12 protein-coding genes are annotated in these 13,044 nt (G+C 75.1%); 6 read left to right on the forward strand and 6 right to left on the reverse strand.

All coding sequences use genetic code 11. From position 1 onward, the window contains the following. Nucleotides 1-11 precede the first annotated feature (11 nt). Nucleotides 12-926: a mycothiol synthase gene (gene mshD / locus MHY85_RS17175; protein ID WP_374233948.1), complete on the forward strand. Its 915-nt coding sequence runs from the start codon at nt 12-14 to the stop codon at nt 924-926. Between the two features lie 27 nt (nt 927-953). Here mshD and MHY85_RS17180 read toward each other — a convergent pair whose 3' ends face one another. Continuing rightward, a complete protein-coding gene (locus MHY85_RS17180) occupies nt 954-1,970 on the reverse strand; it encodes a zinc-binding alcohol dehydrogenase family protein (RefSeq protein WP_239198598.1) in 1,017 nt (338 codons plus the stop codon). 72 nt (nt 1,971-2,042) lie between these two features. On the opposite strand from MHY85_RS17180, the gene MHY85_RS17185 reads away from it, so the two are divergent. From MHY85_RS17185 to MHY85_RS21940, 3 genes are all read left to right on the forward strand, one after another. Continuing rightward, nucleotides 2,043-2,402 (forward strand): helix-turn-helix domain-containing protein, encoded by a 360-nt coding sequence (locus MHY85_RS17185; protein ID WP_239198601.1) that lies wholly within the window; start codon nt 2,043-2,045, stop codon nt 2,400-2,402. 350 nt (nt 2,403-2,752) lie between these two features. Further along, the gene (locus MHY85_RS17190; protein ID WP_239198628.1) at nt 2,753-4,966 is read left to right on the forward strand and encodes an RNA degradosome polyphosphate kinase; all 2,214 of its coding nucleotides are present in this window, start codon (nt 2,753-2,755) and stop codon (nt 4,964-4,966) included. Continuing rightward, nucleotides 4,963-5,949 carry an NUDIX hydrolase gene (locus tag MHY85_RS21940; protein WP_239198604.1) on the forward strand — a complete coding sequence of 329 codons (987 nt, stop codon included), beginning with the start codon at nt 4,963-4,965 and terminating at the stop codon, nt 5,947-5,949. Before MHY85_RS17190 ends, MHY85_RS21940 begins: the two co-directional genes overlap by 4 nt. Before the next feature lie 70 nt (nt 5,950-6,019). Here the strand turns inward: MHY85_RS21940 and MHY85_RS17200 are convergent, their stop codons facing one another. From MHY85_RS17200 to MHY85_RS17215, 4 genes are all read right to left on the reverse strand, one after another. After that, a complete protein-coding gene (locus MHY85_RS17200) occupies nt 6,020-6,508 on the reverse strand; it encodes a septum formation family protein (RefSeq protein WP_239198607.1) in 489 nt (162 codons plus the stop codon). Between the two features lie 88 nt (nt 6,509-6,596). Further along, a complete protein-coding gene (locus tag MHY85_RS17205) occupies nt 6,597-7,601 on the reverse strand; it encodes an inorganic phosphate transporter (RefSeq protein ID WP_239198610.1) in 1,005 nt (334 codons plus the stop codon). Between the two features lie 6 nt (nt 7,602-7,607). Continuing rightward, nucleotides 7,608-8,228 (reverse strand): DUF47 domain-containing protein, encoded by a 621-nt coding sequence (locus tag MHY85_RS17210; protein ID WP_239198613.1) that lies wholly within the window; start codon nt 8,226-8,228, stop codon nt 7,608-7,610. Between the two features lie 352 nt (nt 8,229-8,580). Further along, on the reverse strand, nt 8,581-9,186 hold the full coding sequence (locus tag MHY85_RS17215) for a hypothetical protein (RefSeq protein WP_239198631.1): 606 nt from the start codon (nt 9,184-9,186) through the stop codon (nt 8,581-8,583). Nucleotides 9,187-9,458: 272 nt separating this feature from the next. Here MHY85_RS17215 and MHY85_RS17220 point away from each other — a divergent pair, with 272 nt between their 5' ends. Both MHY85_RS17220 and MHY85_RS17225 read left to right on the forward strand, forming a co-directional pair. Next, nucleotides 9,459-10,916 carry a sugar porter family MFS transporter gene (locus MHY85_RS17220; protein WP_239198616.1) on the forward strand — a complete coding sequence of 486 codons (1,458 nt, stop codon included), beginning with the start codon at nt 9,459-9,461 and terminating at the stop codon, nt 10,914-10,916. A 160-nt stretch (nt 10,917-11,076) separates the two neighbouring features. Next, nucleotides 11,077-11,838, forward strand: coding sequence for an ABC transporter ATP-binding protein (locus MHY85_RS17225; RefSeq protein ID WP_239198619.1), 762 nt, complete (start codon nt 11,077-11,079; stop codon nt 11,836-11,838). A gap of 13 nt (nt 11,839-11,851) precedes the next feature. On the opposite strand, the gene MHY85_RS17230 is transcribed toward MHY85_RS17225, so the two are convergent. Then, nucleotides 11,852-13,044: ABC transporter ATP-binding protein (locus MHY85_RS17230; protein WP_239198622.1), on the reverse strand; the 1,193-nt coding region annotated here is incomplete at its 5' end.

Below are 13,044 nucleotides of genomic sequence, written 5' to 3' on the forward strand. Positions count from 1 at the left end.
GGAGGGGGAGCGTGCCCGACCACACGACGCCCGCCCCGCAGGCCCGCACCGGCGCCCTGCCCGCCACCACCGCCGCCGCCGTGCGCGACCTCGCCGCCGCCGCGGGCGCCCACGACGGCGTCGCCCCGCTGTCCGAGCAGCCGCTGCTCTGGCTAACCGGCGGTGGCCCGGACGTCGTGCACCTGCTGGTCGGCGACGACGCCGCGACCACGGGCTACGCCCAGGTCGACCTCCGCGACCCGGCCCTGGCCACCGCGGAGGTCGTCGTCGCCCCGGGCGCGCGCCGCCGCGGCACCGGCACCGCCCTGCTCGACGCCGCCCTGGCCGCCACCCGCGCCCGCGGCGGGGACGCCGTGTCCGTGTGGGCGCACGGCGACGTCGCGCCCGCCCGGGCGCTCGCCGCGGCCCGCGGCCTGCCGGCCGTCCGCGAGCTGTGGCAGATGGCCCTCGACCCGCTGGTGGCCCCGGACCCGGGCACGGCACCGCTGCCGGCCGGCGTCACGGTGCGCGCCTTCGAGCCCGGGCACGACGAGGACGCGTGGGTCGCCGTCAACGCGCGCGCGTTCGCCCAGCACCCCGAGCAGGGCCGGCTGACCCGCGCGGACCTCGAGGCGCGGGAGGCGGAGCCGTGGTTCGACCCCGCCGGGTTCCTGCTCGCCGAGGAGGACGGGCGGCTCGTCGCCTTCGGGTGGACCAAGGTCGCCGAGCCGGGCGAGGGCGAGATCTACGCGCTGGGCGTCGACCCCGCCGCGCAAGGCCGGCGCCTCGGACCCGCGCTCACCGCGCGCATGCTGGCGCACCTCGCGGGGCGCGGCGTGCCGCGCGCGGTGCTCTACACCGAGGGGGAGAACGCGCCGGCGATCCGGGTGTACCGGGCGGCGGGGTTCACGCGGTCGGCGGTGGACGTGGTGTACCGCCTGGGGTGACCCGGTGCGCGGCCGCGGCCCGCCCCGTCAGGCCTCGATCACGACCTTGCCGATCGTGCGGCCCGACTCGACCAGCCGGTGCGCCTCCCGCAGCGTCTCGGGCGTCAGCCCGCGCAGCCGCGTCGTGGCGGTGGTCCGCAGCCGCCCGTCGTCCACGAGCGACGCCACCCGGTCGAGCAGGTGGTGCTGCTCGACCAGGTCGGGGGTCTGCTGGACGGGGCGCGTGAACATCAGCTCCCAGTGCCAGGCGATCGACTTGGCCTTGAGCGGGACGACGTCGAGGGTCCCGGGGTCGTCGATCGCGACGACGGAGCCGAACGGGCGGAGCAGGTCCGCGTAGAGCGGGACCTGCCCGGCGGAGTGGGCGGTGATCACGGCGTCCAGGCCGTCCGGGGCCGCCTCGCGCACCTGGGCGCGCAGGTCGCCGCGGTGGTCGACGACGGCGTCGGCCCCGAGCGAGGTCACCCAGTCGACGCCCTCGGGCCGCGACGCGGTGGCGATGGTGCGCACGCCGGGCAGCAGCGCCTCGGCGAGCTGCAGCACCATCGACCCGACGCCGCCGGTCGCCCCCACGACGAGCAGGGTGCCGGTCGAGCCCTCGGTGAGCCGCAGCCGGTCCACCAGCATCTCCCAGGCCGTGATCGAGGTGAGCGGGAGCGCCGCGGCGTCGGCGTCCGGGAGCGACGCCGGGGCGTGCCCGACGATCCGCTCGTCGACGACGTGCAGCGCGGCGTTCGTCCCGGGCCGGTCGATGGTGCCGGCGTGGAACACCCGGTCGCCGGGCGCGAACAGCGTGACCGCGGGTCCGACCTCGCGCACCGTGCCCACCGCGTCGAAGCCCAGCACGAGCGGGGCGCCGTCCGGGCGGAAGGACGCGCGGCGCTTGACGTCCACGGGGTTCACCGAGACGGCGGCCACCTCGACCAGCAGGTCGTGCGGGCGCAGCTCCGGCAGCGCGGCGTCGACGGCGACGAAGGCGTCCGGGTCGTCGACGGGCAGCGGGCGCAGGGAGGCGATGGCGGGGGTGGTGCGCGTCGTGGTCATGTCCCGCACTGTGCGCCCGGCCGCCTGGTTACCGTCAAGGGCACCTGGTACCCGGAAGGTACTGTCGGCCTCGTGCCCGCCCTCCGCCACGCGCCGACCTGCGACCGGAACGACGTCTACGCCGCCGCGTGCCCGTGCCGGGAGATGCTCGACCTGCTCGCCAACAAGTGGTCCGCCCTCGCGATCGGCGCGCTGGACGACGGGCCGCTGCGGTTCGGCGAGCTGCGCGCGCGGCTCGAGGGGATCAGCCCCAAGGTGCTGACCGCGACCCTGCGCCGGCTGGAGGAGCACGGCCTGCTGACGCGGACGGTGTTCGCCGAGGTCCCGCCCCGGGTCGAGTACGCCCTCACCCCGCTGGGGGTCAGCGCGGGCGCGCCGCTCGCGCACCTGCGCGACTGGGTCGAGCAGCACGTGGGCCACGCCGCGCCGTAGCCGCGGGGCAGGGGTCGGCCTTCGGTCACCCGTCGGACACCTCCTGGTGCCACCATGTGGGGATGACCGACGCCACCTCCTCCGACGGCACGCCCCGCAAGGCGAGCACGCGCCGCCCCGCGTCCGCCGCCACGGCGGCCGCCGGCCGCACCAGCACGAGCACGGGCCGCGCCTCCGCCCGGGGCGGCGGCGCCCGGTCCGGCGGCGCCCGCACCGCGGCGTCCCGGTCGCGCGGTGCCGCCGCGGCGGTGCCCGCGCAGCCGGCCACCCCCGAGGCCGACGGCCAGCCCGGCCAGCGTCCCCGCACGCTCGCCCCGGAGCTGGCCGCGCACATCGCCGAGCACATCGAGATGCCGGTCGACCGCCACGTCCCCGCCGCGGAGCCGCCCGCCGAGGTCGCCGCGCTGCCCGCCGACCGGTTCCTGGACCGCGAGGTCAGCTGGCTGGCGTTCAACCAGCGGGTCCTGGAGCTCGCGGAGGACGAGACGCAGCCGCTGCTGGAGCGCGTGCGCTACCTGGCGATCTTCGCGTCGAACCTGGACGAGTTCTTCATGGTCCGGGTCGCCGGCCTGAAGCGCCGCATCGCCACCGGCCTGGCCGTCACGGCGGCGTCGGGCCTGAGCCCGCGCCAGGTGCTCGAGGCGATCAGCGTGCGCGCGCACGAGCTCGCGGCCCGGCACGCCCAGGTGTTCGCCGACCAGGTGCAGCCGGAGCTGGCGACCCAGGGCATCACCCTCGTGCGCTGGGAGCAGCTCGGCGAGGCCGAGCAGGACCGGCTGCGCAAGTACTTCCGGAAGCAGATCTTCCCGGTGCTGACCCCGCTGGCGGTCGACCCGGCGCACCCGTTCCCGTACATCTCGGGCCTGTCCCTGAACCTGGCCGTCGTGGTGGTGAACCCGTCGACGGGCAAGGAGCACTTCGCGCGGGTCAAGGTGCCGCCGCTGCTCCCCCGGTACATCGCGGTGGACTGGCGCGGGCGGCCGACCGACGCGGCCGGTTCGACCGACCGCGGCCCGATGTCGTTCGTGCCGGTCGAGGACGTGATCGCCCAGCACCTCGACCAGCTGTTCCCCGGCATGGAGATCAGCGAGCACCACACGTTCCGCGTCACCCGCAACGAGGACGTCGAGGTCGAGGAGGACGACGCGGAGAACCTGCTCCAGGCGATGGAGAAGGAGCTGCTGCGCCGGAAGTTCGGCCCGCCGGTGCGCCTGGAGATCGCGGACTCGATCAGCCCGCGCATCCGGTCGCTGCTGGTGCGCGAGCTCGGCGTCGCGGAGGACGAGGTCTACGAGCTGCCCGCGCCGCTCGACCACACCGGCCTGAACCTCATCGCCGACCTGGACCGGGCGGACCTGCAGTACCCGCGGTTCGTGCCGACGACGCACCGGTTCCTGGCCGAGGTGGAGAGCGCGAACCCGACGGACGTGTTCGCGGCGATCCGCGCGCGCGACATCCTGCTGCACCACCCCTACGACTCGTTCTCGACGTCGGTGCAGACCTTCCTGGAGCAGGCCGCCGCCGACCCGAAGGTGCTGGCGATCAAGCAGACGCTCTACCGGACCTCGGGCGACTCCCCGATCGTGGACGCGCTGATCGACGCCGCCGAGGCGGGCAAGCAGGTGCTCGCGCTCGTCGAGATCAAGGCCCGGTTCGACGAGCAGGCCAACATCGAGTGGGCGCGCAAGCTGGAGCAGGCCGGCGTGCACGTGGTCTACGGCATCGTGGGGCTCAAGACCCACGCCAAGCTGTCGCTGGTGGTGCGCCAGGAGTCGGACGGCCTGCGCCGGTACTGCCACGTCGGCACGGGCAACTACAACCCGAAGACCGCGCGGATCTACACCGACCTCGGCCTGCTCACCTGCGACCCCGACGTCGGCCAGGACCTGACCCGGCTGTTCAACCAGCTGTCCGGCTACGCGCCGAAGTCGCGGTTCCACCGGCTGCTGGTCGCCCCGCGCTCGGTGCGGTCGGGTCTGGTCGAGCGGATCGACCGCGAGGCGCAGGCCGCTCGCGAGGGCCGGCCGGCCTGGATCAAGATCAAGGTCAACTCGATGGTCGACGAGGAGACCATCGACGCGCTGTACCGGGCCTCGCAGGCGGGCGTACCCGTCGACCTGTGCGTGCGCGGCATCTGCGCGATGCGGCCCGGCGTGCCGGGGCTGTCCGAGACGGTGCGGGTGCGGTCGATCCTGGGCCGGTTCCTGGAGCACTCCCGGGTGTTCGCGTTCGCCGCGGACGCCGGGGTCACCGAGGAGGTGGCCGACATCGGCCGCGAGGGCGGGACGCTGCTCCCGGGCCCGGAGGTCTACATCGGGTCGGCCGACCTGATGCACCGCAACCTGGACCGCCGGGTCGAGGCGCTGGTCCGGCTGTCCGACCCGGACCAGGTCGCCGAGCTCGTCGGCCTGCTGGACGAGTCGATGGCCGACACCACCTCGTCGTGGCACCTCGGTGCCGACGGCGCGTGGACCCGGCACGCGCAGGGCCCCGACGGGCCGCTGCGCGACCTGCAGTCGACGCTGATCTACCGCCAGCGCCGCCGGCTGGGCGCGGGCCGGTGAGCGCCGGGCCCACCGCGCTCGTCCGGGCGGCGGGCGCCCTGGTGTGGCGCGTCCGGCAGGGGCGCCTGCAGGTCGTGCTCGTGCACCGGCCGCGGTACAAGGACTGGTCCTGGCCGAAGGGCAAGCTCGAGCCGGGCGAGCACGTGACGACCGCGGCGGTCCGGGAGGTCGAGGAGGAGGCCGGGCTCGAGATCGTGCTCGGCCGGCCCCTGCCCGGGCTGGAGTACGCGCTCTCGGACGGCCGGCGCAAGCGGGTGCACTACTGGGCCGCGCAGGTCGCCGGTCGCCCGGACCGCCCCGCGGTGCACGCGCGCCCGCCGGCCGCGCACGCGTCGAAGGACGAGATCGACGCGGTGCGCTGGGCGGACGCGGACGTGGCCCGCAAGCGGCTGACCCGCGCGGACGACCGCGTCCCGCTCGACGCCCTGGTGGCGGCCCACGAGGCGGGCACGCTGGACACCCGCGCGGTCCTGGTCGTGCGACACGGCCGGGCCCGGAGCCGGTCGTCGTGGAAGGGCGAGGAGGGCACCCGCCCGCTGACCGACGTCGGCCGGCTGCAGGCCGGCGCGCTGGTCCCGGTGCTGTCCGCGTACGGCGTCGCCGAGGTGGTCACGAGCCCCTGGCTGCGCTGCTGCGCGACCGTCGAGCCCTACGCGACGGCCGCGGGGCTGACGCCCGACCGGCGCGACCCGCTCACGGAGGCGGACCACGCCGACTCGCCGGAGAAGACCGCCGAGACCGTGGCCGCGGTGCTGCGCACCCGGTCGGACCTCGCGCTGTGCACGCACCGTCCGGTGCTGCCGACGGTGCTGGACGTGGTGCGGGCGCACGCCCCCGCGGCCGTCCGGCGTCGGCTCCCGGCAGAGAACCCGTACCTGCGGCCCGGGCAGGTCCTCGTGTGCCACGTCGTCCGGCCCCACGGCGGCGCCCCGGACGAGGTGCGGGTCGAGGACGTCGAGCTGCACACCCCGCTGGGCAGCTGACCCGGTCGACGACGGACGGCGCGCCGCCCCTGCCGGGGTCGGCGCGCCGTCGGTCGTCTCCGGGCCGGGCTCAGATCGCGGAGCCCTCCAGCGACCCCGTGACCGGCTCCTCGGTCATGAGGATGCACTGCACGACGCGGTCGCCGTTCTCCCAGGACACCTCGCTCGGGGTGAGCGGGCCGGCGCCGAGGCTCGAGGACTCGTAGGCCAGGCCGACGAACGGCTCGAACGAGTCGAGGCAGAACTGCTCCGCCTGCGCGTCGATGTCCGCCGGGTACTCGTCGCCGGACAGGCTCGTCTCCGCGTAGACCTCGCCGTCGTGCTCCTCGCCGCAGGGGACCGTCGGCAGCGACTGGACCTGGGTGTCGGTCACGTCGGCGACGCTCAGGCAGTCGCCCACCTGGAGCGAGAACACGTCGGCCTCGGCCGCGGCGGTGATCTCGCCGGTCGACTCGTCGCGCTGGGCCTCGTCCGCCCCGCAGGCCGACAGCGCGAGCGCGGCGCCCGCCGCCAGGGACACAGCGGATATCCAGCGTACGGTCAGGTTCTTCGCAGTCATGGGGACGAGTGAATCGTGTGCGCGGGCGGGTGTCCAGTTCGTCCGCCCCCGTCCGGGACCGTCCGGGCGGCCACGGGCCGCGGCCGGCTCAGTTGAGGAACGGGCTCAGCGCGAAGTAGACCAGCGCGGCGACCGCCGCGGCCGCGGGGATCGTGAGCACCCAGGCGACGCCGATGTTCTTCGCGACGCCCCACCGGACCGCCGACAGCCGCTTGGTCGCGCCGACGCCCATGATCGCCGAGGTGATCGTGTGCGTCGTCGACACCGGCGCGTGCAGCGCGAACGCGTTCACGTACAGCACCACGGCGGAGACCGACTCGGCGACGAACCCGCGGGCCGGGTCGAGCTCGATGATCTTCCGGCCCAGGGTGCGCATGATGCGCCAGCCGCCGGAGTAGGTGCCGAGCGAGATCGCGGTGGCGGCGGCCAGCTTCACCCAGAGCGGGATGCCCTCGTCCGGGTCCGCCCACCCGACGGTGAGCAGCGCCATGAAGATCACGCCCATGGTCTTCTGCGCGTCCTGCAGGCCGTGGCCGAGCGCCATCGCGGCGGCCGACACGGTCTGCGCCAGGCGGAACCGCCGGGTCGTCCGCGACGGCGACGCGTTCCGGATGAGCCAGAGCAGGCCGACCATGACGAGGAACGCCAGGAAGAACCCGATCAGCGGCGAGAAGACCATCGGCAGGACGACCTTGTCGACGATCGCCGAGCCGTAGATCATCAGGCCGCCCGCGAGGCCGGCGCCCACGAGGCCGCCGATGAGCGCGTGCGTCGAGGAGGACGGCAGGCCCAGCCACCACGTGATGAGGTTCCACACGATCGCGCCGACGAGCGCGCAGAGCACGACGACGAGGGCCTGGTGCGGTGACGCGTCGCCGAGGTCGACGATCGACGTGGCGATCGTCTCCGCGACCTCGGTCCCGAGCAGGGCGCCGGTGAAGTTCATGACGGCGGCCATGAGCAGCGCGGCCCGCGGCGTCAGCGCGCGCGTCGACACCGAGGTGGCGATCGCGTTGGCGGCGTCGTGGAAGCCGTTGGTGTAGTCGAAGCCGAGGGCCAGCGCGACCACGACCACGACGAGCGCGAGTTCCACCGGGGCTCAGGACTCCTTGAGCGCGATGGTCTCGACCATGTTCGCGACCTTCTCGAACGCGTCGGCGGCGTCCTCGAGCTTCTCGACGACCTCCTTGAGCTTCATCAGGAGGATCGGGTCGGTGATCTCGTCGAACATCTGCGCGAGGAGCTTGCGGTGCGACTTGTCCGCCTGGTTCTCGAGCCGGTTGACCTCGACCCAGTACTCGGCGAGGTTCTCCATCGAGCGCAGCCGGGGCATCGCCTCGGCGGTCAGCTCGGCCGAGCGCTGCAGCACCTGCACCTGGTCGGCGACGCGCGGGGGCAGCTCGTCGATCTTGTACAGCACGATGAGGTCGGCGGCCTCCTCCATGAAGTCCATGCAGTCGTCGAGCGCCGACGCCAGGCCGTAGATGTCGTCCCGGTCGAACGGCGTCACGAACGTCTGGTTCAGCCGCCGCATGATCGAGTGCGTCGCCTCGTCGGCGAGGTGCTCCGCCTCGCTCATCTGCTTGGCGAGCGCCTTGCGGGTCGCGCGGTCCGCGCCCAGCAGCTCGGCCAGCAGGTTGGCTCCGGTGACCAGGTGCGCCGCGGACGCGGCGAGGAGGTCGAAGTACGAGGTGTCGCGCGGGGTGAGGCGCAGGCGCACGGGAGGCTCCGGCAGGAGTTGGGCTTGGTCAGGCACAGGCTAGGGCAGCCGCGGGGTGAACTCACAACCCCGCCGGTGAACGCGCGGTGGACGCCCGGCGTCCTGAGCGTGACGCACGGCCGCCCGGCGCGCACGTGGGACGGAGGTCACACGCGCGCACCGGGCGGGGAGGGTGAGGACGCCGGACCGGGAAGCGCCTCTCGGCGCGAGGCCGCTCGGAGCGGCTTGAGTTGGAGCCCGGGGCTACCGCGGCCCGGCGTCGGGGACGAGTTTACGCGCCGCGGGGGGTGCGCGTCCTGGGCGGGGCGGGTGAGCATGTTCACGGCGCGGGCGGGAACACGCCGGCGCCGGCTCACTCCAGCGAGCCGGTCCGCCACAGGTGCGCCGCCTGCTCCAGCTCCTCGGCCGTCCGGACCAGCGAGCCCGCGCTCCGGGTGAGCCGCGCGGAGGCGTCGTCGCCGGTGAGGTCGAGGTGGTCGGCGTCGAACGCCGCACCCGTGGCGAGCACCCGGCAGAACGCCGCGCCCCGCTCCAGGGTGACGGCCAGGTCCCCGGTCCACACGCCCGACAGCACCGCGTCCAGCAGCACCCGCAGCTCCTCGGGCCCGGGCGGGCTGACGACCCCGACGACGACGTGGTGCACCGGCGCCGCCTCCAGCCCGAGGCGGTAGCGGTCCGCGAGGGTCGCCGGGTCGCGCCGCACCCACTCGCGCAGCACGTACAGCCGCCACAGCGTGCCGGGCAGCGTCGTGGCGGGGCTGTCGGACCACAGCGCGGCGACGACGTCGAGCCCCTCCGTCTCGACCAGCCGGACCAGCCGCTCGACCAGCGCGGGATCCTCCTCGCCCTCCGCGCGCCCCCGGTGCACGATCGCGGCGGCCGTGGTGTGGGCGACCTGCGAGCGCAGGGCGGGGTCCACGTCGCCGGGCAGCTGGTCGGCGTCGCGGGGGTCGAGCATCGCGGGGCGGCGGAACCGCGGGCGGTCGTGGGACGTCACCCGTCGATTGTCCGCCGGATCGGGGCGCACGTCGCGACCGACGACCGCGCACGCAGCCCGTCGTGCGCCGCGGCGCGCGACGGGTTACGGTTCCCGCCGCGCACCGCCGCCCGACCTTCCGGGTGCGGGATGCGCTGCGCGGGTGAAAGGTGAGAAGGCCTCGACCGGCGCCCGACGACGTGCTCCGGCCCAGGTGTTCCCTCGCAGGACGAAGCGGAGCAAGGAGAGACGTCATGGCCGAGAGCAGTGCCCGACCCTCGGCGGGCAGGCACCCGTCGCACAACAAGGCGATCGGCCTCGCGGTCGCCGCCGCGGTCGGCGGCTTCCTGTTCGGTTTCGACTCGTCCGTGATCAACGGCGCGGTCGACGCGATCCAGGACCAGTTCGAGCTGGGCGCCACCCTCACCGGGTTCGCCGTCGCCGTCGCGCTGCTCGGCTGCGCCGTCGGCGCCTGGGCGGGCGGCCGGCTCGCGGACCACTGGGGCCGCACCAGGGTCATGGTGCTGGGCGCCGTGCTGTTCTTCGTGTCCTCGATCCTGTCCGCGATCGCGTTCAGCGTCTGGGACCTGATCATCTGGCGCATCCTCGCCGGCGTCGGCATCGGCATCGCCTCGGTGATCGCCCCGGCCTACATCGCGGAGATCGCCCCCGCCGCGCTGCGCGGCCGGCTGGGCTCGCTGCAGCAGCTCGCGATCACGCTCGGCATCTTCGCCGCCCTGCTCTCCGACCAGCTGCTGCAGGAGGCCGCGGGCGGCGCGTCCGAGGAGCTGTGGCTGGGGTGGGAGGCCTGGCGCTGGATGTTCCTGGTCGCCGTCGTGCCCGCCGCGGTCTACGGCATCCTCGCGCTGCGCATCCCGGAGTCCCCGCGGTACCTGGTCGCGAAGGGCCGCCGCGACGAGGCGGTCGCCGTCCTGCAGAGCGTGCTCGGCCCGGACGAGGACGCGCGCGAGCGGGTCGCCCAGATCGAGAAGACGATCGAGAAGGACAAGGAGCTCGAGGAGCAGGCGACCCTGCGCGGACCGCGCTTCGGCCTGCTGCCCGTGGTCTGGGTCGGCATCCTGCTGTCGGTCTTCCAGCAGTTCGTCGGCATCAACGTGATCTTCTACTACTCGACGACCCTGTGGCAGGCGGTCGGCTTCGACGAGAGCCAGTCGTTCCTGGTGTCGACGATCACCTCGGTCACCAACGTGGCCGTCACGTTCATCGCGATCGCCCTCATCGACAAGGTCGGCCGCCGGCCGATCCTGCTCACCGGCTCGGCCGGCATGACGATCTCCCTGGCGGTGATGGCGCTCGCGTTCACCCAGGCGTCCGGCTCCGGCGAGGACGTGTCGCTGCCCTCGCCGTGGGGCCCGGTCGCGCTGGTCGCCGCCAACGCGTTCGTCGTGTTCTTCGGCGCGTCCTGGGGGCCGCTGGTCTGGGTCCTGCTCGGCGAGATGTTCCCGAACCGCATCCGCGCCGCCGCGCTGGGCGTGGCCGCCGCGGCGCAGTGGATCGCGAACTTCCTCATCACGGTGACGTTCCCGCCGCTGCTCGACACCTTCGGCGCCACGGGGCCGTACCTGATGTACGCGATCTTCGCGGGCCTGTCGTTCTTCTTCGTGCTGGGCAAGGTGCCGGAGACGAAGGGCGTCGAGCTCGAGGACATGGAGGACCTGCCCCCGGCGCGACGCCGCGCGGCCCGCGCCTGACGCGCGCGTTTGCCAGCGACCGAGCCCCTCGCGGAAACTTCGCGGGGGGCTCGGTCGTTGTCACCGGCGGCCGTCATCGCTCGAAGGGACACGCTGTGGGTACGCCGCACGACCACGCCGACCGGACCGACGCCGCGCTGGGCGCGCCGGGGGTGGCCCGGTGAGCGCCGCCCTCGCCGCGCACGACGTCTGGGCGGGCTACGGCGGCGCCGCGGTGCTCCAGGGCGCCTCGCTGTCGGTCGCACCGGGCGAGACCGTCGGCCTGATCGGCCGCTCCGGCGCCGGCAAGTCCACGCTCGTCCAGGTGCTGCTCGGCCGGCACAAGCCGACGCAGGGCCGCGCCACCTACGGCGCCCGGCCCGTCACCAAGATGTCCCGCAAGGAGACGAAGGCGTTCCGGTCGACGGTCCGCGCCGTGCACCAGGAGGGCCTGGTGGGCGTCGACAGCCGCACCTCGGTCGCCAAGGTGCTCCAGTCCACGCTGAACGACTCCCGCAAGGCGGGGCGGGCCACCGGCCTGCAGCCCGAGGACGTGCTCGCCCGCGTGGGCCTGGAGCCGCGGTTCCTCGACCGCACGCTGCACTCGCTGTCCGGCGGCGAGAAGCAGCGGCTCGCGCTGGCCGACGCCCTGGCGACGCGCCCCGAGATCCTCGTGCTGGACGAGCCCGCCACCGCGCTCGACCCGGCGCTGCGGGAGGCCGTCGCCGACCAGGTGGCCGCCATCGCCGCCACCGGGGTCGGGCTGCTCGTCGTGTCGCACGACCTGCGGCTGGTCGACCGGCTCGCCGACACGGTGCACGTGCTGGGCGAGGGCCGGATCGTGGAGTCCGGGTCGATGCGGACGCTGCTGTCCGACCCGCAGCACGCCGAGACGCGCGAGCTGGCCGAGGCCTACCCGGAGGCCGTGGGCGCGTTCCGCTGACGGCGCCCGGGGGTTAGCGCGCGCCGAGCGTGAGCACCTCCTCGAGCCGCGCGGGCACCGGCCGGGCCTCGCCGCGCACGCCCGCGCCGGCCAGCGCCCGCCCGACCGCCGCCGCGTCCACCCCGGCGACCCGCACGGCCCGGCCGGCCACGGTCACCGGCAGCCCCGCGGCGCTCAGCGCGCCGAACGCGTCCGCCCAGTCGGGCGTCGCCACCTCGACCGCGGTCGTCCCGTCCAGCACGTCCGCCAACGTCCCCGCGGCCACCCGGCGGCCCCGGGACATGAGCACGAGCGCGTCGCACTGCTCGGCCTCCTGCATGTAGTGCGTGGTGACGAGCACCGCCACCCCGGCCTCGGCCCGCTCGTGCACGGTGTCCCACAGCGCCGCACGGGCCAGCGGGTCGACGCCCGACGTGGGCTCGTCCAGGACCAGCAGCTCCGGGGCGTGCGACAGCGCCGCCGCGAAGGCGAGCCGCCGCTGCAGGCCCAGGCCGAGCGAGCCGACCAGCCGGTCGCGCTCCGCGGCCAGCTCCGCCGGCGGCTCGGGCACCTCGTCCAGGCCGTAGGCCGCCGCCACGAACGCGAGGTTCTCCGCGACGGTCAGGTCCGCCGCGAGGCCGAGGCCCTGCGGCACGTACCCGATCCGGCGCCGGGTGCCCCGGGAGGGCGCCCCGCCGAGCACGCGGACGGTGCCCGACGTCGGGGCGAGCAGGCCGAGGACCGTGCGGATCAGCGTCGTCTTGCCGGCGCCGTTCGCGCCGAGCAGGCCGAGGACCTGCCCGGGGCGGACGGTGAGCGAGACGTCGTCGACCGCGCGGAAGCCGCCGAACGCGGTCACGACGTGCACGGCCTCGACCGCGGGGGCGGCGGCCGGGCCGCGCGCGTGCGCCGGGCCGCGCGCGTGCGCCGAGGGGGTAGCCGACGCGTCGAGGGGGTAGTCGGCGGATGCTCGCTCGACGTGTCGGGTACCCCCTCGGCGTGCAGCGGGCGCGGCAGCGGGCGCGGGCGCGGGCGCGGCAGCGGGCGCGCGGGTGGGGCGGCGCTCCAGGGTCAGCGCGATCACCGCGTCCTCGAGGTCTGCCGGTGGCTCGCCGGCTCCCGGCGCGACCAGCGCGTGCACCGCGCCCCCGCGGCGCCACTCCGCGACCGGCGCCGGGCGCGGGTCCACCGGGCGCGGGTCCCCCGCTGCTGCGCGCCCGGTGGACC

The sequence above is a fragment of the Cellulomonas sp. ACRRI genome (assembly GCF_022346185.1).
In the GTDB taxonomy this organism is placed as follows: domain Bacteria; phylum Actinomycetota; class Actinomycetes; order Actinomycetales; family Cellulomonadaceae; genus Cellulomonas.